General features: G+C 65.0%; 14 protein-coding genes. 6 read left to right on the top strand and 8 right to left on the bottom strand.

The window, feature by feature from the left end; all coding sequences use genetic code 11:
- Positions 1-20: 20 nt before the first annotated feature.
- Together npdG and GQS65_RS03195 are read right to left on the bottom strand one after the other, a co-directional pair.
- Positions 21-683, bottom strand: a complete 663-nt coding sequence (gene npdG / locus GQS65_RS03200) for an NADPH-dependent F420 reductase (protein WP_158203224.1) — start codon at positions 681-683, stop codon at positions 21-23.
- Positions 684-758: 75 nt separating this feature from the next.
- Positions 759-1,523, bottom strand: a complete 765-nt coding sequence (locus GQS65_RS03195; RefSeq protein WP_158203223.1) for a DUF7260 family protein — start codon at positions 1,521-1,523, stop codon at positions 759-761.
- Positions 1,524-1,816: 293 nt separating this feature from the next.
- Here GQS65_RS03195 and GQS65_RS03190 point away from each other — a divergent pair, with 293 nt between their 5' ends.
- The 4 genes from GQS65_RS03190 (at position 1,817) to GQS65_RS03175 (ending at position 7,104) form a co-directional block, all read left to right on the top strand.
- Positions 1,817-2,593 (top strand): IclR family transcriptional regulator, encoded by a 777-nt coding sequence (locus tag GQS65_RS03190; protein ID WP_158203222.1) that lies wholly within the window; start codon positions 1,817-1,819, stop codon positions 2,591-2,593.
- 630 nt (positions 2,594-3,223) lie between these two features.
- Complete coding sequence (locus tag GQS65_RS03185) at positions 3,224-4,081, top strand: ParA family protein (protein WP_158203221.1); 858 nt, start codon at positions 3,224-3,226, stop codon at positions 4,079-4,081.
- A complete protein-coding gene (locus GQS65_RS21325; RefSeq protein ID WP_199268394.1) occupies positions 4,081-4,500 on the top strand; it encodes a hypothetical protein in 420 nt (139 codons plus the stop codon). The genes GQS65_RS03185 and GQS65_RS21325 overlap by 1 nt, the downstream gene beginning before the upstream one ends.
- A 669-nt stretch (positions 4,501-5,169) precedes the next feature.
- A complete protein-coding gene (locus tag GQS65_RS03175) occupies positions 5,170-7,104 on the top strand; it encodes an aconitate hydratase (protein ID WP_158203220.1) in 1,935 nt (644 codons plus the stop codon).
- A gap of 427 nt (positions 7,105-7,531) precedes the next feature.
- Here the strand turns inward: GQS65_RS03175 and GQS65_RS03170 are convergent, their stop codons facing one another.
- From GQS65_RS03170 to GQS65_RS03145, 6 genes are all read right to left on the bottom strand, one after another.
- Complete coding sequence (locus tag GQS65_RS03170) at positions 7,532-10,237, bottom strand: PEP/pyruvate-binding domain-containing protein (RefSeq protein ID WP_158203219.1); 2,706 nt, start codon at positions 10,235-10,237, stop codon at positions 7,532-7,534.
- A gap of 16 nt (positions 10,238-10,253) precedes the next feature.
- Positions 10,254-12,971 (bottom strand): PEP/pyruvate-binding domain-containing protein, encoded by a 2,718-nt coding sequence (locus GQS65_RS03165; RefSeq protein WP_158203218.1) that lies wholly within the window; start codon positions 12,969-12,971, stop codon positions 10,254-10,256.
- A 267-nt stretch (positions 12,972-13,238) separates the two neighbouring features.
- Positions 13,239-13,832, bottom strand: coding sequence for a TetR/AcrR family transcriptional regulator (locus tag GQS65_RS03160; protein ID WP_158203217.1), 594 nt, complete (start codon positions 13,830-13,832; stop codon positions 13,239-13,241).
- Positions 13,833-13,921: 89 nt separating this feature from the next.
- Complete coding sequence (locus GQS65_RS03155) at positions 13,922-14,764, bottom strand: ABC transporter permease subunit (protein WP_158203216.1); 843 nt, start codon at positions 14,762-14,764, stop codon at positions 13,922-13,924.
- The gene (locus GQS65_RS03150) at positions 14,761-15,549 is read right to left on the bottom strand and encodes an ABC transporter permease subunit (RefSeq protein WP_158203215.1); all 789 of its coding nucleotides are present in this window, start codon (positions 15,547-15,549) and stop codon (positions 14,761-14,763) included. Before GQS65_RS03150 ends, GQS65_RS03155 begins: the two co-directional genes overlap by 4 nt.
- Positions 15,542-16,579, bottom strand: coding sequence for an ABC transporter ATP-binding protein (locus tag GQS65_RS03145; RefSeq protein WP_158203214.1), 1,038 nt, complete (start codon positions 16,577-16,579; stop codon positions 15,542-15,544). The genes GQS65_RS03150 and GQS65_RS03145 overlap by 8 nt, the downstream gene beginning before the upstream one ends.
- 636 nt (positions 16,580-17,215) lie before the next feature.
- On the opposite strand from GQS65_RS03145, the gene GQS65_RS03140 reads away from it, so the two are divergent.
- Complete coding sequence (locus GQS65_RS03140; RefSeq protein ID WP_199268393.1) at positions 17,216-18,313, top strand: Gfo/Idh/MocA family protein; 1,098 nt, start codon at positions 17,216-17,218, stop codon at positions 18,311-18,313.
- A gap of 98 nt (positions 18,314-18,411) precedes the next feature.
- Positions 18,412-19,431, top strand: a complete 1,020-nt coding sequence (locus GQS65_RS03135) for an NAD-dependent epimerase/dehydratase family protein (RefSeq protein ID WP_158203213.1) — start codon at positions 18,412-18,414, stop codon at positions 19,429-19,431.
- Positions 19,432-19,505 lie beyond the last annotated feature (74 nt).

The raw sequence follows: 19,505 nt of genomic DNA, 5'->3' as shown, positions 1-19,505 counted from the left end.
CCCGGTCGTGGTCGTCGTCGTCACTCGAAGCTGACGCCGAGGTCGTGTAGCCCGTCGTTTCGCTGCGCGACGTTGATGAGCAGCGGCGTCACGCTCTCGACTTCCGCCGCGTTGACGATGGGGCCGGCGTCGAGCGCTCGGATGCCGGGGATATCCTCGGCGAGCGAGGAGACGGTCGCCTTCGCGTCCTCGTCGTCCGCGACGACCAGCACGTCGATACCGAGATCCGCGTCGAGGTCGGTGAGTCGCCCCGCCGCGAGGTTGTGGAACGCGCCGACGACGGGAACGCCCTCGGGTGCGTGCTCGGCGACGAGTTCGGTCACACTTCCGGTGGGCGGTGGCCGGTAGTGGAACCCCGATTCGTCCCGTGAGATGCCAACCGCTGGTGAGACGAGGACGCCCGTGACCGAACCGGCGATAGCGTCGACGGTGTCGGCGACGTGGAACGGCGGTACCGAGAGCACCACGACGTCGGCACCGTCTGCGGCCGCCACGTTCTCCAACCCCTCGAACTCGGCGCGACCGCCACACGATTCGACTGTTTCGGCGTACGACTCGGCCCGTTCGGCTGCACGTTCGGCGTCACGTGACCCGATCACGATGGTGTGGTCAGTTTCGACCCCCCATCTCAGTGCGAGCCCTTCGCCGATGTCGCCGGTTCCGCCGATAAGTGCGATTCGCATACCGAGACGACCACAGAGACCAGAATAAGCCTTCCGGACCCTCGCTCGGCGGTGGCTCGTCACCGCACTCCGGACTCATCTGACGGCCGCCCCGGTCGACGGCGCGTCACCGACCGAGGCTCTCGCACGGAGGCTGGCACAGATGGTGAGGACGGGATACGTCCAGTCGTCGACGTCGTCGTAGAGGTACGCACAGAGGTCGTGGCCGTCGAGATACGGCGAGCCGATACGCTGACGGATGAGTCGCTGCCGGTCCACAGCGACGGCGTCCAGTTCGGCCGTCCACTCCGACGGGGTCGTCTCCGAGCGAGCGGCAGTGGCGAGCGGTTCCAACCGTCTCCGGGCGTCGACGAGCGAGTCCCACTCTCCCTCGACGAGGTCCGAAAGCGCCCGTCGGTCCGCGATTGCCTCCTCGACCGCGGCGAGGAGCGCACCTCTGAGGGTTGGACTCGGCGCGGCAGAACTCGTGACGACCGCAGCGATGTCCGGCCCCAACTCGCTCCGGAGGTGTTCGTCGAGCGACTCGCCGTAGATGTCGTCGTAGTGGTCGACAGCCATCACCGTCTCGCGAAACGCGCGCCTGATCTCACCGGTGACCGACCCGCCGTCTGCCGGTCGCCGAAGCGACCGGACCGCACCGAGTCCACCGTCCCCTCCCCGAGCGGTGAACCGTTGTCGAGAGAGGCGGTCGGCGAACGTCCGAAACGCTTCGCGTTCGGTCCCGAGTTCGGTCCGCTCCGTCCGGAGATACCGCTTTGCCGTCTCGATCGATTGCAACTCGGCTCCGACCGTGGAGTCGTCCCGCTGCCGACCGTCGCTGGACGTGCCTGTCTGACTCATAGTACGGACTCTCTGTGTATGCAAAGCAGTAACACAGTAAGACTGTTTCTGAGGGAACCCGGACGTTCAGCCCACGGACAACGTCCCACCGAACCGGTGGCGACCCGAAGACGGGCGACTCGCCGCCCCACCGAACGAACACGCCCGGTCGACCGGCCGTCACTCACCGACGAAACGGGAGGTGGAGTCCTCGTCGGTCGGTACCGGGCCGAGAGACGGCCTCGGCCGTTCTCCACCGAGAAATCGACTGTATCAGAGGCAAGCTTATAAGTACGCAGTTTCAATCCGCGAGTATGGCTACCAGACAGCATTCAGACAACGCGGGGAGCCGTCCCGTCGAAATCAAATCGGTGAAAACGTCGTTTCGCATCATCGAAGCGATGAAATCGCTCGAAGAGCCGAGCGTGACCGAACTGGCAGCACACACGGATCTGGCGAAGAGCACCGTCCACAAGCATCTCAAGACGCTCGAGCACGCGAACTACGTCACGAAGAACGACGACGTCTACCGTCTGGGCGCTCGTTTCCTCGATCTGGGGGGGTACGTGCGGGAGGACTGTTACGGTGTCGGTCGCATCAAGCAGCAGATCAAGGAACTCGCCGAAGAGACCGGTGAAGTGGCGCATTTCGCGGTACACGAACACGGGCGAGCTATCGTTCTCTATCGAGAGAGTGGGCGACAGGGCGTCCCGACCCGGTCTCGTATCGGGAAGCGGATGTACCTCCACCAGACGGCCTACGGAAAGGCGATCCTCGCACATCTCCCCGAAGCGGAGATCGAGGAGATCGTCGCACGGGTCGGCCTGCCGACCGCGACGGACAGCACGATCACCGACAGGACCAGTCTGATCGAAGAACTGGAGACGGTCAGAGAGCGAGGGTACGCCATCAACGACGAGGAGAGCACCATGGGTCTTCGCGCCATCGGCGCTCCCGTCCACTCGACGGACGGGGAGGTCTTCGGTGCCTGCTCGATCGCCGGACCGAAGATGCCCATCGACGAGTCGACCATCGACCCGCTGATCCGCATGACCAAACAGTTCGAACTGGAGATGAAGTACTCCAGGTGAGCACGGGAGCGCCAGGAGAACTGCCGTCGCTGTCGGTCGTTCTCGTTCGTGCGGCCCGCTGGATGACTACTCGGACGTCCGGACGTTCCGACCGGCACCTCGCCGACCACCGTCGGTCGAGAGCGACGAGTCGTCGTGACGCGGGGCTTCGAGTCCGTAGCGCGTCGGTCCGCTCCGCCCGATCCACGCAGTCGACGGGCACGTCTCTGCCCTTCTGCCCGGCCGCTCCGTGGGTCTGACTCGTCGGCTTCGGCTACGGACCCTGTACAGTTCGAGAGTATACCGATACCGTGCCGTCGAGGTCGACGCTGACACGGTGTGTCGTCGCCCGGTAGTCCCGTCGGCTGATCGGACGAACAGACCCTCCACGTCGCTCCGAGTCTCGTCAGACCGGCGACTGTGCTCACCCCTCTGCTGGACGCCGTTAGACAGTGTGGCTCCGTGAGACACCGGTCTGGTGTAGCGATACGCCGTGGTCGTACGGTATAGCTATAAAACCCAACTATACTGTTCGACTATACCACTCAACTACAACGTATAGCTACAATGCATAGTGGTAAGAAATAGCTGTAAACACCAGCCACAGTGTCTGACTCAGATTTATATGTGTGTGGTCGAACTACGGCGTACATGTTGACCTACGCGCCCGTCTCGGAAGCTGGTGGGGTCGGGAAGACGACGACGGCGGCGACGCTCGCCACCAGCCACGCTCGGGCCGGCCACGACGTCTTGGTCATCGATATGGACACTCAAAACGGGAGTCTGACGTACTTCTTCGGTCCCGAGTACGACCGAGGGGACCCGGAGGCCGACAATCTCGTCCGACATCTCGTCGGCCGACCGAAAGGCGACTTCGAGGACCTGACCATCGAGGTCGAGGGTGGCGTCGACCTGATCCCCTCGCACAACATGCTCGAGGACCTCCACGAGTTCCTCATCAACGAGAAACAGCAAGCCGAGAACTTCGGCGAGTCGTTCAGTATGTACCACCAACTCCACAGAGTCCTCAAGGACGCGAACGTGCGCGAGGAGTACGACGTAATCGTCGTCGACTCGGCAGGGAAAGCCGGGCCGATCCTCTACAACGCGCTGGTCGCCGTTCGGAACGTGGTCATCCCGTTCGAGGCGACTGCGAAGGGCCAGGAGTCTATCGAGGGACTGGACGACCTGGTCGACGGCCTCGAACAGAGCATCGACGTCGACGTCGGTGTACTCTCGGTCGTCCCCATCGGATACAAGGACACGCGCGACCAGCGTGAGATCCTGAGCGAACTCCGAGAGAGCGGCTTCCCCGTTCCGGTAGTCATCGGGGAGCGTGGGTCGCTGATGGAGGGGTGCTGGAAGCAGCAGTGCAGTCCCTACACGTACGTCGAGGAGTACCGCGACCGGAAGCGTGACTACGAACTCGAAACGCTCGAACAGTTCGACGACCTCGCCCGGTACCTCGAACGGGAGGCCGGCCTCGAAACCCCGGAGGTGACCGCGTAATGGGACTCAAGTCGGGGTCACGGGACGCCGGACTCGACGATGCAGAGGACCCAGAAGGGGAGCGAGCGGCCGAAACGGCACAGGAGGAGTCGCAGCCCGCTACCGACGAGTCGCCTACGAACGAGCAGGAGGCGACACGGAGCGACACGGAGTCCGCGTCGGATTCGTCACGGCCGTCGATGTCCGCGATACCCTACAAACTCCGGCGGAACAAGGTCAACGAGGGACGTGAGCAGGTTCCGTACTTCCTTCGAGAGGAGGTCATCGACGCCGAGTCCGACCTTCAGGAGTCGCTCGAAGGGATGCTCGGTGAGAGCGTCTACAAATCCGACTACCGAGAGGCTGCGATGGTCGTCGCCCAGCGTCGTCCGGAACTCGTCGCCGAAGTGCTGCGTGAGTGGGGCTACGACCTCGAGTAAGACCGCTCGGCCGCTCCGAGTCTGCGGTGTCGGTGGAACTTCTCCCCTGGCGACTTCGACCGACGATAGGTCCCCGGCAGTAGCTACCTTTCGCCTCGTGCTCGCCCCCCATCTCAGAGTTCATCTCGGACGACGAGCAGAGGGCAACGGGACGCGAGACAACACTTTGTTGTACTGGACAACAGCAGAGTGACCACCCACCGGAACGGTTCGTGGGGGAGAAGGCCAGAGTTCGACGCGTACGGCGTTTGAGCGGAGTTTCATCACGCTATGTAGTTTATTTCGCTATACCGACTCGCCGGCCTGGGAAGCCCTGACTTCGGAGGGTAGATTTCTGTAAGCGGGTCATTTGGACTAACGAATTCGCTGTATGCAGTCGAGCGACCTCGAAATACTCGTAGATGGTGTGCTACCCGAATCATGGAACTGGTGAAGGCCCAGACCAACTGGTAGACGCGACGGTGGCAGCGTCGCCCTCATGAATGCAGAGGTGGACGTAGACGATGCGCTCGATCTGGCGATGATCGTCTAGGCCGAGCCTCTGCTTCGCTCCGACAGCACTCAGCAGCGTCTGGACGTCGGTCTTCGTCGAGACACGTCTGGTACCAGCACTGTATGGTATGTGTATTCGACCCAAGAGCAAAGAGGTCACTCATCGTCTCTCTACTCATGGCTGGGACAGTAACCGAGAAGCTCATCGAGGACCACCTCGTCGACGGCCAACTGGAACCGGGCGAGGAGATCGCCCTGGAGATCGATCAGACGCTCACCCAGGACGCCACCGGGACGATGGTGATGCTCGAACTCGAGGCGATGAACGTCGAGCACCTCGAAACCGAACTCTCCGCACAGTACGTCGACCACAACCTCATTCAGGAGGACAACAAGAATCCCGACGACCACCTGTTTCTGAACAGCGCCTGTGAGAAGTGGGGTATCTGGTACTCCCCCGCCGGAAACGGCGTCTCACACCCCGTCCATCAGGAACGGTTCGGCGTGCCGGGTAAGACGCTGCTCGGCTCCGACTCGCACACGCCGGCTGCGGGTGCGATGGGAATGCTCGCAATCGGCTCCGGCGGCCTCGATATCGCCATGGCGATGGCGGGTGAACCGTATCACGTGAACGCTCCGGAAGTCTGGGGCGTCGAGTTGCGTGGCGAACTCCCCGACTGGTGTAGCGCCAAGGACGTCGTTCTCGAGATGTTGCGCCGCCACGACGTCGACGGCGGCGTCGGACGCGTCATCGAGTATCACGGCCCCGGGTTAGACACGCTCACCGCCATGGATCGCCACGTCATCGCGAACATGGGCACCGAGCTGGGCGCCACCAGCACCGTGTTCCCGGCCGACGACGCAGTGAAGCGATTCCTCGCCCAGCAGCAGCGCGAGGAGGAGTTCCGCCCGTTGCACGCGGACGACGACGCCGAGTACCACGTCACGGAGACGATTCGTCTCGACGAGATCGAACCGTTGATCGCCAAGCCATCGAGCCCCGGCAACGTCGTTCCGGTGACGGAGGTTGCGGGCGAGAACATCTACCAGTCCTACATCGGGTCCAGCGCGAACCCCGGACTGCGCGACTTCGCGGTGCCAGCGATGATCGTCGAAGGCGAGCGGGTCCCCCCCGAGGTCAGCTTCGACGTGAACCCCACCTCTCGGCAGATGCTCGAGAACCTGACCGAGATGGGGTATCTCGGCTCGTTGATCGCGAGTGGGGCTCGTATCCATCAAGCGGGGTGTAACGGCTGTATCGGGATGGGTCAGGCACCGGCCTCCGGCCGAAACAGCCTCCGGACGGTCCCGCGGAACTTCCCCGGGCGCACCGGTACCCGCGAGGACAGCGTCTTCCTCTGTAGTCCCGAGACCGCGGCCGCGAGCGCTCTCGCAGGGGAGATAACCGACCCGCGGACGCTCGAGGAGACCCACGGCATGACGTACCCGTCGTGGTCCGAACCGTCGGAGATCATCGTCGACGATGCGGCGCTGAGTCCGCCGCCGGAGAATCCGGGCGGCGAACTGGAGAAAGGCCCGAACGTGAAATCCCTGCCGGGCTTCGAGCGCGTCCCGGACACCATCACCGGCCCGGTGTTGATGAAAGTCGGCGACGACATCTCGACCGACGAGATCATGCCCGCTGGCTCGGAAGTTCTCCCGTATCGGTCGAACATCCCGAAGATCAGCGAGTGGGTGTTCGACCAGATCGAGCAGGGGTTCTACGAGCGAGCCCAGGAGCAGGGCGCGCCGTGGCTGGTCGTCGGTGGGTCGAACTACGGACAGGGGAGTTCCCGCGAGCACGCGGCCCTGGCCCCGTACTACCTCGGGATGCGGGCGGCACTGGCGGTCAGCTACGCTCGCATCCACTGGCAGAACCTCGTGAACTTCGGGATCGTACCGCTCGAGTTCACCGACCGCGCTGACTATGATTCCGTCGACCAGGGCGACACTCTCGAACTCCCGGCCGTCCGCGCGGAGCTACAGAACGGACAGGAGGTCACCGTGTGTAACACCACGCAGGATACGGAGTTCGTGGCCGAACATAGCTTGAGCCCGCGTCAGGTCGAAATCGTGCTCCAGGGAGGGTTGATCGAGGATTACAAGGCGTGATTCGCGTCGCTGTGAGTGTCGTTGTCTGTGGTTTTTCGCTCGGGGTTATCGGGTTCGGCTTACTATCGGTCGCTACTGAGGGACTCGTTCATGGGCTGTTGGTTACCGTTGGAGTTCTCGTGTTCTTTGCCAGTACGCTGGGGATTCCACAAGTCAGAACGCGATATGAGGCGGTACTCAGCACTCCGATTACCGATACGACTGCGTCGAAGTTCTGGACTGTGACTGGTACGTTCTGCATTGTTCTTGTCATACTCTACATCGTTCTCGCGAGTTAGTTGGATTCCAAGAAATGAACAAATAGTACTCACACCAGCGGTGTTGGTCCGACTCACCGACTGTTTCTTCCAGGATGTTTCGTCGATATATCGACGAACTCGCCGAGTCGTTTCGTATTGATCGTTGGTATTTTTGTTGTCATCGACTGCTACTCGCTCGTTTGGCCGTCCAGTATCTCGACGGTGCCCTGTGTGCCGTCGACGCGGATGCGCTGACCATCCGTGATACGGTCGGTAGCCTCCAGCACCGAAACTACGGCAGGGAGACCGTATTCGCGGGCGACGAGCGCCCCGTGGGTCAACCGACCTCCGACCTCGGTGACGACCCCGCCCGCGGTTGCGAACAACGGCGTCCAGGCGGGGTCCGAGGAGGGACAGACGAGGATGTCGCCGGACTGGAAGTTTGCGTTCGCCGGGTCGTGGACGATTCGGGCCGTGCCCTCGATGATGCCCGAGGAGACGCCCGTTCCGACCAGCGTGTTCGCACCGACGTCCTTGCGCTCGGAGCGGGGAATCTCTCCTTCACTGGTGATGAGGGGTGGCACGTCAATCCGCTTGTGACGCTCGTGGTCCCGTCGCCGCACGTCGATATCCGGCAGGTCACCGGATGGATCGTCGATGAGCGCGAGCAGCTCATCCCTGCGGAGGAACCACACGTCGTCGGCCTCGGTTAGTACGCCTTCGGCCACGAGATATTCGCCTGCCCGCTGGAGGGCTTCGTGCCACGCCGCGAACAGGTGTGCCGCGGCGTGTTTGGGCTCGTCCCGCAGGTGGATGTGACTCCGGTAGGTCCGAATGAGGTGGCTTGTGAGTGGCTGTCGAACTGGGCCGAAGAGCCCACGCCGCGCGTTCGCCTGCAGTTCGTCGATTGCGTCCTGTGCCTGTCGCTTCCGCTCGTGCAGACGCTCGCGATGGGCTCCTTTTTGTTCCCCGATGAGGTTCCCGCGGATGATACCGAGCGGGGTGGCGGGGTCGTCGCGCCACCGGGGGCGACTCGGGTCGAACTCGCCGGCCGCACGGTGGCCGAAGTCGTCGAGAAACGCCTCGAACCCTTCGACGAACGGTCCACTCCCCTCGATTTCGCGAATCTTTTCGTACGACTGTTCGTCGAGTATCGCTTGCTCGACTGCCGGGGTCTCTCGTGCGATATCCGCAAGGTCACCGAGTGCAAGCGTCATGCGTGTGCCCACTTCCTGTTCTGCCCCTCTCGCGGCCGCGTCGACGAGCGTGGCATCCACACCGGGGACAACCCGTTCGAGCAGTCCGCCAGCGACCGGCCCGACGATAACCCGCACCGACTTCGGCGACATCTCGAAGAGGAACTCGGCCGGGAACCCCGCGAACACGTTCTCGACTAATTCGTTCGGGCCTTCGGCGTCGAGGACCTGCGCTTCCTGTGCCTTCGCCCACGCATTGAATTCGGCCACGTACTCTTCAGTGCCAGCTGCACCGCGGAAGAACGGGAGCACACCCTCTTGAACCATCCCTGGCGTCATCCCCACGACGAGTGGAAGCGCGCCGGCGAGCTTACGGAGGACGGTTGGCAGGCTCGAAACGGAGAACTCGCCGCCGAACTCCTCGCGTCGCTCGTCGAGGAGTCGGGCGGTTCCCTCGGCCGCAGACTCGCTCATCACGCTGATGGACTCGACGATGCCGTCGCGTGCCACGCCGAACCCGAGGAATGGTGTGATATCGAGATACACCCGTCCTTCCGTTCTGGTGACCCATGCGCGGTCGCCACCGGCGTATTCGTTCAACATTCCGCCGTAGACCGTCTCCCAGACATCGAGCGCGAGCGGTGGCATCGGGTCGGTCATCGCCTGTGCGTGACCCATACTCAGGTAGATGTGTAACCGGTCGTCGTCGGGACGCGGTTCCGGGAGTGAGACCAAGGAGGTGATGGGCCGGGACTGCAGGATCACAAACTCACCATCTGCGAGCGCCCACTCGATGTCCTGTGGCTCGCCGAACAGCTTCTCTATTCGGGTGCCGAGGTCGGCGAGCGTGCGAAGTTGTGCGTCGGAGAGCACCTGCTCGCGCCGCCGCTCCTCGGTCGTCTCCTCGGTTTCCGTTCCGTCGTCGGTGAGGCGTCGTTCGGTCGCTTTCTCGCCGATGTCGTAGTCGAGTATCTCACCCGTTGCCTTGTCGATACGGGCATTATCCGCGCTCACTTCACCCGAGACGACCGTCTCACCGAGGCCGTAGGTCGACTCCACGGATGCGACGCCCCGCTTCCCGCTGTCGGGGTCGGCGGTGAACAGGACACCCGCAGCGTCGGCGTCAGCCATCTCTTGGACGACGACCGCCATCTCAACCGCTGAATGAGAGATACCGTTACGGGCACGATAGGCGACCGCTCGGTCGGTGAAGAGGCTCGCCATGCAGTCGCGAACCCGGTCGAGGGCATCGTAAGCAGGAACCCCAAGGAACGTCTCGTGCTGCCCGGCGAACGACGCCGTCGGCAGGTCTTCGGCCGTTGCGCTCGACCGAACCGCATACCTGGCGTCGTCATCGCCGTCGAACGCGTCGGTGACGGACTCCGCCACCGACTCGGGGAACGTTCGCTCTCGAATGAGTGATTGGAGCCGGTCTGCGGCTGTCGCGAGTTCGTCCCTGTCTGACGGGTTAGTGCGGTCTAACTCGTCGATGGCCTCGCGTATCGTCGATGAGTCGGTCAGCTCTCGATACGCGGCGGTCGTCACGACGAATCCCGCCGGAACGGGAAGTCCCGCTCGGACGAGTTCGCCGAGGTTCGCTCCCTTCCCGCCCGCGAGGGCGAGGTCGTCCCGCCCAAGTTCGTCGAACCGTCTCGTGTACGCCGTCGAATTTCCCGGAGTCGGAGGATCTGTAGTCATGAATGTGGCGGTGTCGTCAGTCGTCACGTTCGTCGTCGAGTATCTCGACGATGCCCCGCGAACCGTCGATCCGAATCCGCTGGCCGGTTTTGATTTTCTCGGTCGCGTTCGGGACGGAGACCACGGCTGGCAGGCCGTACTCCCTGGCGACGAGCGCACCGTGGCTGACGCGGCCGCCGACCTCGACGACCATTCCTGCGGCGTTGAGGAACAACGGCGTCCACCCCGGGTCGGCCGAGGGCGCGACGAGAATCTCGCCGCCCTCGACGGTCGCTTCGGTCGGGTCGTGCACCACTCTCGCGGGCCCTTCGACAACGCCCGTCGAAACGCCGGTGCCGAGAAGCGCTCCATCGGGAACGTCCGTCCGATCGATCGCTCCACGGGGCGTCTCACCCTCGCTCGTGAGCAGCGGCGGTTCGTCGAGCGTGTCGTAGAAGGCGACCTCCCGCCGCCGAGCCTCGATATCGGCCTCGATGGGGTCGCCGTCGAGCGCGGCGAACAGTTCCTCCTTGCGCAGGAACCAGACGTCCTCGGGACGGTCCAGAACGCCCTCGCTCGCGAGGTGACGGCCGCTGTCGAGCAGGGCCTCGCGCCAGATGGCGAAGCCCTCTGCGGCGTAGTGTTTGGGGTACTCGCGGCTGTAGATTGTGTTCCGGTAGGTCTCGACGAGTTTTCGAGCGACACGTCTCCTGACCGGCCCGAGGAGTCCGTGATCAGCCCGTGCTTCGAGTTCGTCGGCGGCACGTTCCGCCTCGACGGCTAGCTCGCGTACTCGCTCGCGGTGCTCGCCAGCGTCCTCGTTCGCCAGATTCGCCCGGACCGTGCCGAGCAGTGTCGCCGGGTCTTCGCGCCAGCGCGGTCGGCTCAGGTCGAGTTCGCTCGTCGCCCGGTGGCCGAAGTCCTCCAAGAAGGCCTCGAAGGCCGCTTCGAACTCCTCGCCCCCCTCGACGGCGGCGATCGCTTCGAGCGAGGCCCCGTTCTGTAGGGATTCGGCGACGGCAGGGTGTTCGCGGGCGACGTCCGCGATGTCGCCTAACCCGAGGTTGATTCGGGTCACGACGTCGCGCTCGAAGCCCCTCCCCACCTTGTTCACCGTCTCGGGGGCGTCGGTGAACGCCCGGTTCATCCAGGTGTCGATACCGAAGGCGAGGTACAGCGGCATGGCCCTCGGATACGCTGCGACCATGAACGACTCGATGTCCCCGAACGTGAACACCGCCCGAGCGCGCTCCCCGGGCGAGTTCGCCGCCGTCACTCCGTCCGGGACGAACGACTCCGCGAAGGCACCCCACGTCTCGTCTAAGTCCTCGACCGTCGGCGGCCCCTGGAACGCGTCGAGTGCTCCGGCGGCGAACGCCGGGGCGACCGCAACCGCGAGGCCGCCGACCCGTCGCGTCGTGCCGGCGACCACCGGTAGCGAGGAAAGCGAGAGTCCCTCGCGCTCGAACGCCTCGGGGCGGCGGTCGATCAACTCGCGCAGTCCCGTCGCCGCCGGTTCGCTCACCGCACCGATTACTCCGAGCAGGGGGTCGCGCAGCCGCTCGACCCGGAGTGCGGGGGTGAGGTCGATGTAGATCCGGCTGCCGGCGGTCACCACCGGTGTCGGCCAGAACGGGCCGAAGCCGAACTGCGAGATGACGCCGCTCATCCAGGTCTTCCAGAAGTCCTGCACCAGCGGCGGCATCGCTTCGGACATCGCCTGCATGTGACCCAGACTCAGATAGACGTGCAGGCGGTCGTCCGCCGGCATCGGGTCGGGTAACGGGAACAGCGAGGTGATGGGCCGGGACTGCACTATCTGGAACCCACCGTCCGAAACTGCCCACTCGATGTCCTGTGGGGCGTCGAACAGCGCCTCGATACGGCTGCCGAGGTCGACGAGCGTCCGAAGCTGTGACTCCGAGAGCACTCGTCCCCTTCGCTGCTCCGCGGACAGTTCGACTCGTTCGGTGTCGCTCGTGCCTCCTCGGCTCGGGCGGGTCGCGAACTCCTTCTCGCCGACTGCGTAGTCGATGATTTCTCCGGTACGCTTGTCTACTCGGGCGTGATCCGGGGTGACCTCGCTCGCGACGACCGCCTCGCCAAGCCCGAAGCTCGCGTCCACCGTCGCAACCGTTCGATTCCCGCTGTCGGGGTCCGCGGTAAACAGTACGCCCGCCGCGTCGGCGTCGACCATCTCCTGGACGACGACTGCCATCGAAACATCGGCGTGTGAGATACCGGTACGCACGCGGTACGCGACCGCCCGGTCGGTGAACAGGCTCACCATACAGTCCCGAACGCGCCCGAGAACGTCTTCGGGAGCCACGCCGAGAGACGAGTCGTGCTGGCCTGCGAACGACGCGCTCGGGAGGTCCTCCGCCGTCGCCGACGAACGAACCGCGTAGGTACCGCCCGCTGTCCGACCGGCGATTTCGAGTGCTTCGTCGACCGCCTCTTCGACGTCCGTCGCGAACGCCCGCTCTCTCAGCAACGAGCGGAGTTCGCTGGCGACATCGGTCAGTGCCTCGGTGTTCGTTCCCTCGAGAGAATCGAGACGGTCGATCGCCTCGTGAATCGCTTGGGTATCGACGAACGCCTCGTAGGCGGTGGTCGTGACGACGAATCCCGATGGAACGGGAAGGCCCGCTCGGACGAGTTCGCCGAGGTTCGTTCCTTTTCCGCCAGCCGTGGCGACGTCGTCTGTTCCGACGGTGTCGAGTGGTGCAACGTACGGTGTCGTAGGTCGTGTCATCGGTCGTTCTATCGTTTCTCTAGTCTCTCTCGGTCGGGTTGGTCGACCTACTGCTCGTGCTTCTGCCCCCGGAACGCTCCAGTCCACACAGACAGGTGCCGCTACACCGTTCGGAGTGCTTCATCGGAAGTTGTCGTTTGTTCACGGTGGAATGGCCGCGGCACGGAGCCTCGGTACGCGGAGGTTCCACGCTTGGCGGCCACGTCGCTCTGCCGAGGCCAGTTCGACGTCGTCGTGTGGCCGACATCGGTGACCGGGCAGAGGATATCAGTCGGCCACCAACCCTCGCGCGACGGCCGAGACGAGCGTTTCTTTGACGTCGTGATACATCGGGATGTCCTCTTCGTGGAGCGTGAGGAACGCCAGGGACCGAACCGCGTGTGCGACCACCTCGGGTGACGGTCCCTCGATTCGACCGGCCTCGAACCACGCCTCGACGTACGGCAGGTAGTACTCGATGTCCCGGTTCTGCTCGGTGGCCCACTCCTCCTCGGAGAACTCCGCGCGGAGGTGTTCGAAGTCGTCCCCGACCATGAGCTGGTGGACCAACGGGTTCGTCTCGATCTCCTCCATCACGGCGAGGAGGAACGCTTCGATGGCCCGCTCGGGGTCGTCGTACCGTTCGAACGACTCGGCCAACAGGCGTTCGGCTATCTCCTCACCCTCCGCTTCGAGCAGTTCGAGGTAGAGTTCCTCCTTCGAGTCGTAGAACTGGTAGAACGTGCTCGCGGCGATGCCGGCGGGGGTCGTGAGTTCCGAGATGGTCGTCTTCCGAAGCCCGTAGCGCGCGAACAGCTTCCGGCCCGTCTCCCGAATCTGTCGGTGGATGCGCGACCGCTCCGATTCGCTGAAACTCCGCATTCAGCCCACCTTCGGGTCGACGGACCCTCGTGCTATCGGTTCGCCACGAGCGACGTAATCGGACCACCGCCCATCGAGAACGGCTCGGTTCATAAGTCGCTCCGGACGAACACGGTGCGACTCAGGGCGACGAACACGACGGCGACGCCGAGCAGGAGCGCAGCGCCTTCGAGACCGTACTCGCCGTTGACGAGAATTGCTGCCGGGTCGAAGTAGCGCATCGGGGACACCGCGCCCAGCCACTCGAAGTCCGTGCTGGTGACGAACGATTCGAGCAGCCACATCGCGAGCACGACGCCGAGTGCGGCGCGTCCGGCGGTTCGTCCGCGGCGGACGACGACGCCCAGCAGGAGGCCGAACGCCGCCCACAGGAGGAGGTACGGTATCGACAGCGCGTGGAGCGCCGCGAGGTCGGCGAGCGCGATTGGGTCGTCGACGAGGACGGACCCGGCGTAGATGACGAGCGGAATCACGACGTTCAGGACGACGATGGGGACGAGCAGGCCGAGATACTTCCCGAGCAGGACGTTCGTCCGGGAGAGAGGCGCGGCCAGCAAGGTGTCCATGCGGTCGTTTCGAAGGTCACCCGCGACGCTCCCGGCGGCGCTGTACGCGAGGTACGCGCCGAGACCGACGACCCACGTGAAGGTGTAGAACTCGCCGCTGATGACGCCCGCGATGGAGCTGAAGTTCTCGAAGCCGACCAGCGCGACCATCGCCGGGGGCATCGCCTCGATGATGTCGTCGTACGCGCCCGTCGAGACGATGTCGGGGGCGAGCGCGACGAACATCGCGCCGAACAGCGCGAAGACGACGGCGAGAACGCCCGTCATCGGGAGCCGTCGCTCGCCCTCGAACCGGGCGACGTCGAGCATCGACCCGGTGTGTCGGTCCTGTCGACCGACGGTCTCGGTTCCGGCCTCCGTGCTCATCGGACGTCCCTCCGTGCGAACAGCACAGCGCTCGCGAGCAGCAGGACGGCGGCGGCGACGAGCAGGGTGGCCGCGCCAGTGTAGTCGTACTCGCTGGCGGTGAGGATGGTCACCGGGTCGTAGTAGCGCGTCGGCGAGACGACGCCGAGCCAGTCGAGGTCGGTGCCGTCGGCGACCGTCTCGACGAGGAACGTCGCGACGACTGCCCCGGCGGCGACGCCCTCGGCGACGACGCGTCGCGGGGCGAGCACCGAGGCGAGCATCCCGAACGCTCCCCACAGGAGGAGGTACGGGATAGACAGCGCGTGGACCGCGACGAGGTCGGCGGCCGCGATGGGTTCGTCGACGAACTGCGTGCCCGCGTAGACGACCACGAGGACGACGACGTTGACGACGAGGATGGGCGTGAGCAGCGAGAGGAACTTCTCGCCGAGCACCTGCCAGCGCGAGACGGGCGCGGCGAGCAGCGTGTCCATCGTGCCGTCGTCGACGTCACCGGCGATGGCGCTCGCGGCGCTGTAGGCGACGTAGATGGCCAGCAGGAGCAGCCAGCCGAACCAGTACAGTTCGAGCGCGATGAACCCCTCGATGGTCCCGATGACGTCGAGCTGCATCGCCTCGACGAGCGCTGGCGGGAACGTCTCGGTGAGTGCCTCGACGTCGAACTCGTCGAGGAGGCCGGGGGCGATGAGGACCATCATCGCGGCGAACGCCGACAGACCGAGCGCGACGACGGTCGAGCCGGTGAGTCGCTGTCTGGACTCGAACCGAGCGGTCTCAAACATCGGCGGCCTCGGCGTTGCGGCTGTCGGTCTCTTCGTGGCCGTCGTGTCCATCGGTTCGGCCGTTCTCGACGCGTTCGACCACCGCCTCGGCGTCGTGGTCGCCGTAGAAGCGCATGAAGATGTCTTCGAGCGGCGCTTCCTCGATGGCGAGCTCGAGCAGGTCGTAGTTCAGCAGGTGGCGGAGCAGCGGCTGGTACGGTCCCGTGTAGGTGAACGAGACGGTCGTACTGTCCTCACCACCACCATCTGATTCGGTGGTGACAGGGGCGGCCCCCTCGGCGGACTCACCGCTGACGGTGACGTCGTGTGCACCTTCGATGGCGAACTCTTCGGCGGTCACGGCTCCGCCGACGTTGGCTCGGACGACCTTGCCGGTGCGGTCGAGCAGCGACTCGACGTTCTCCAGTTCGACGAGATGACCGTTGCGGATGATGCCGATGCGGTCACACACCTTCCGGACCTCGCTGAGGATGTGCGAGGAGAAGAAAAAGGTCTTCCCGCGCTCCTGCTCGGCGCGGATGAACTCCAGGAACTGGTCCTGTTTCAGAGGGTCGAGTCCCGAGGTCGGTTCGTCCATGACGACGAGGTCCGGGTCGTGCATGAACGCCATGACGATGGCCAGCATCTGCTTGTTCCCGCGGGAGTACTGGCCGACCTTCCGGTCGAGCGGCGGGTCGAACAGCTCCAGTAGCTCCTCGCTGCGGACGTCACCACGGAGCGAGCCGTGGTACTCCAAGAGCCGCCGACCGGTGACGTTCTCGTCGAACCCCGGTTCGCTCGGCAGGTAGCCGATACGCCCTCGTGCGTCCCGGAGCGCGGCGGCGTCCGTGATGTCCGCGCCGAGGACCGTTGCGGTCCCCTCGGTGGGCGACTGGAACCCCATCAGGGTACGAATCGTGGTCGTCTTCCCCGCCCCGTTCGGGCCGAGAAAGCCGAACACCTCGCCCTTCCCGACGGAAAGCGATAGGTCCTCGACGCCTCGTACCTCCCCGTAGTACTTCGTCAGTCCCGTGGTTTCGATGACGTTCATTCAGAACACTCTCGACCTCCACTTGAATCTATGAATAGATTAATCTATCGTTTTTTCAAACGTGTATTCGGACAGTTGCCCATCCACCCCGATACTGTCGACTGAAGCACATCGTGAGATGACAGACAGGGATCTCTGGAATCTCTGGCTCGGTCTCACCGCAGGGTAGTTCTCTACTCCATCTCGAACGACCAGAGTCAGTTGCTCTACCACACCCCCGGGACGAACGGTACCACCGGTGCAGTTTCTACTGCCGTACGGCGTGCCGCGACGACGGTCGGCGGGTTCAGCGTGCAGGCTCACAAGGGGTTTGCGCTCGTACCCGATGGCGATGTGGGTTCACCTGAAAGGCGAGACGCAGCCTGCACGCTGTCCGCCTCTTCAGGCGGGTGTGACTTAACTTCTTGGTACGTGTCGACACCACACGCGACGTCACCGAGGAGGTTCGCCCCAGTGTGAGACGCCCCTCACGCGACCCGTGGGACGGGACACCGCCCGTTGGTTCGGACCGTTCTCCGGAGTACCGGTCCGTCCGTCTCGTCGTAACTACCACGCCGGACGGGTCGAGCGGTGGTCCTGAGGTCGGTCGGGGTCACAACCGCTATGGTACTGGTGGTCCGACCTTTCGCGCAACGGATGAGTGAGTACACCGTCGCAGTCATCGGCACGGGACCGGACCCGGCGAACCCCACGGTTGAGGGGTTCGCCATGGGGTATCGCCACGCGGAAGCGTACCGCAACGACGAGCACTGCCGCCTCGTCGCGTGTGCGGACGTCGTCCCCGAGAACGGGCGAGCGTTCGCCGACCACTTCGACCTCGCGGCCGACCGTGTCTTCGAGGACTACCGGGAGTTGCTCGCGGCGGTCGAACCCGACGTCGTCTCGGTCTGTGTCCCGCCGGCGATTCACGAACCCATCGTCGTCGGCTGTGCGACCAGCGGCGTCGTCGAGGCGATTCACTGCGAGAAGCCGATGGCCGACACGTGGGCGAGCGCCCAGCGGATGGTCCAGACCTGCTGGCGGCGGGGCGTCCAACTGACGTTCAACCGCCAACGCCGGTTCGGACGGGTGTTCACCGAGGCCAAGCGTCTCCTCGACGACGGCGACGTCGGGGCGCTCCGTCGCGTCGAAATCGGGTGGGGAGATTTCTACGACACCGGCGCACACACCGTCGACCTCGCCGGCATGTTCAACGACGAGCGGTCGGCGGAGTGGGTCATCGCCCAACTGGACTACCGCGAGGAGGACGTCCGATTCGGTGCCCACCAGGAGAACCAGATGTGGGCGCAGTGGCGCTACGAGAACGGCGTCCACGGCGTCCTCTCGACCGGCGAGGGGTCGTCGCTCGTCGGGGCCGCACTCGCCCTGGAGGGGACCGACGGGACGATTCGTATCGACGTCCACGACGGCCCGATGCTCGAACTCGACCGTGGCGGGACTCGGGAGGCCGTCGACGTCGGTGGCGAGACCATGCACGGGACGCCCGCCGACGAGGGGCGCTACGGGTCCGTACTGCAGGACCGTTCGGTCGCGAGCGTCGTCGAGTCACTCGAAAGCGGCGCCGAATCGCCGCTGGCCGGTCGCATCGGGCTGAACACGGCCGAGATAATCTTCGGTGGCTACGAGTCGGTCAGACGCCGTGGCCGGGTGGAACTGCCGCTCGACGTCGACGACAACCCGTTCGAGTCGCTGGTCGACGACGGCGAGTTGACGCCCGAACCGAGCGACGGCTGAGCGACATCTGACCGAGCGAGGACGGACCGGGTCCTGCCAGCCGCGAGTCCGGGGCCGACGGGGCCACGGTTAACCCGCGGCGTCCCGAACGACGGGTCATGCACGTCCTCGTCATCGGCGGCACCGGCCTCATCAGCACCGGCATCACTCGCGGCCTCGTCGCGGCGGGTCACGACGTCACCTGTCTCACCCGCGGGGAGACGAGCGCGTCGCTCCCGAGTGCGGTCGAGTTCGTCCACGCCGACCGCGACGACCACGACGCGTTCGCCGAGACGGTCACCGGCCTCGACGTCGACTGCGTCGTCGACATGGTCTGTTTCACGCCCGAGCAGGCCCGCCACGCCGTCGAGACGTTCGCTGGCGACGTCGAGCAGTACGTCTTCTGCTCGACCGTCGACGTCTACCACCGCCCACCGGAGCGAAACCCCGTCACGGAGTCCGCCGCCCGGTCACCGCCGGTCAGCGAGTACGGCCGGGAGAAGGCCGCCGCCGAGGACGTGTTCTTCGACGCCCACGGCGAGGCGTTCGCCACCACGGTCCTCCGGCCGTGGGACACCTACGGCGAGGGCGAGACGATGCGCCACACGCTCGGCACCGGGTCGTACTACGTCGACCGGATTCGGGAGGGGAAGCCCATCGTCGTCCACGGTGACGGCACCTCGCTGTGGGCGTCGTGTCACCGCGACGACGTGGCCCGCGCGTTCGTCGGAGCGGTCGGGAACCGCGACGCCGACGGCGAGGCCTACCACGTCACCGGCGAGGAGGCCATCACGTGGAACCAGTACCACCGGCGCGTGGCGAGGGCGCTCGACGCGCCGGAACCGGACCTCGTCCACGTCCCGACCGAACAGCTGTTCGACGCGGTGCCCGAGCGGACCGGGATGCTCGACAAGCACTTCCAGTACTCGGCGGTGTTCGACAACGCGAAGGCGCGACGTGACCTCGGGTTCACCTACTCGATTCCGCTGGAGGAGGGCGTCCGTCGGACCGTCGGGTGGCTGGACGACCACGACGCCGTCGACCCGTGGGACAGCGAGAACGACGACGCCGTCGTCGCGGCGTGGCACGAGTCGACCGACGAGTTCGCCGCGGCCGTCGAGCGTCACGAGCGGGAGTGACCCGGCCGACCGCGACAGAGAGACGGAACAGGCGTCGACCCGGACCCGGCCACCACCGGGAGTTATCTCCCCGA

The organism is Halomarina oriensis, from assembly GCF_009791395.1.
GTDB classification, from domain to species: Archaea; Halobacteriota; Halobacteria; order Halobacteriales; family Haloarculaceae; genus Halomarina; species Halomarina oriensis.
The sequence above is the reverse complement of the archived record's forward strand: the minus strand, read 5'-3'. Positions and strand labels throughout refer to the sequence as shown.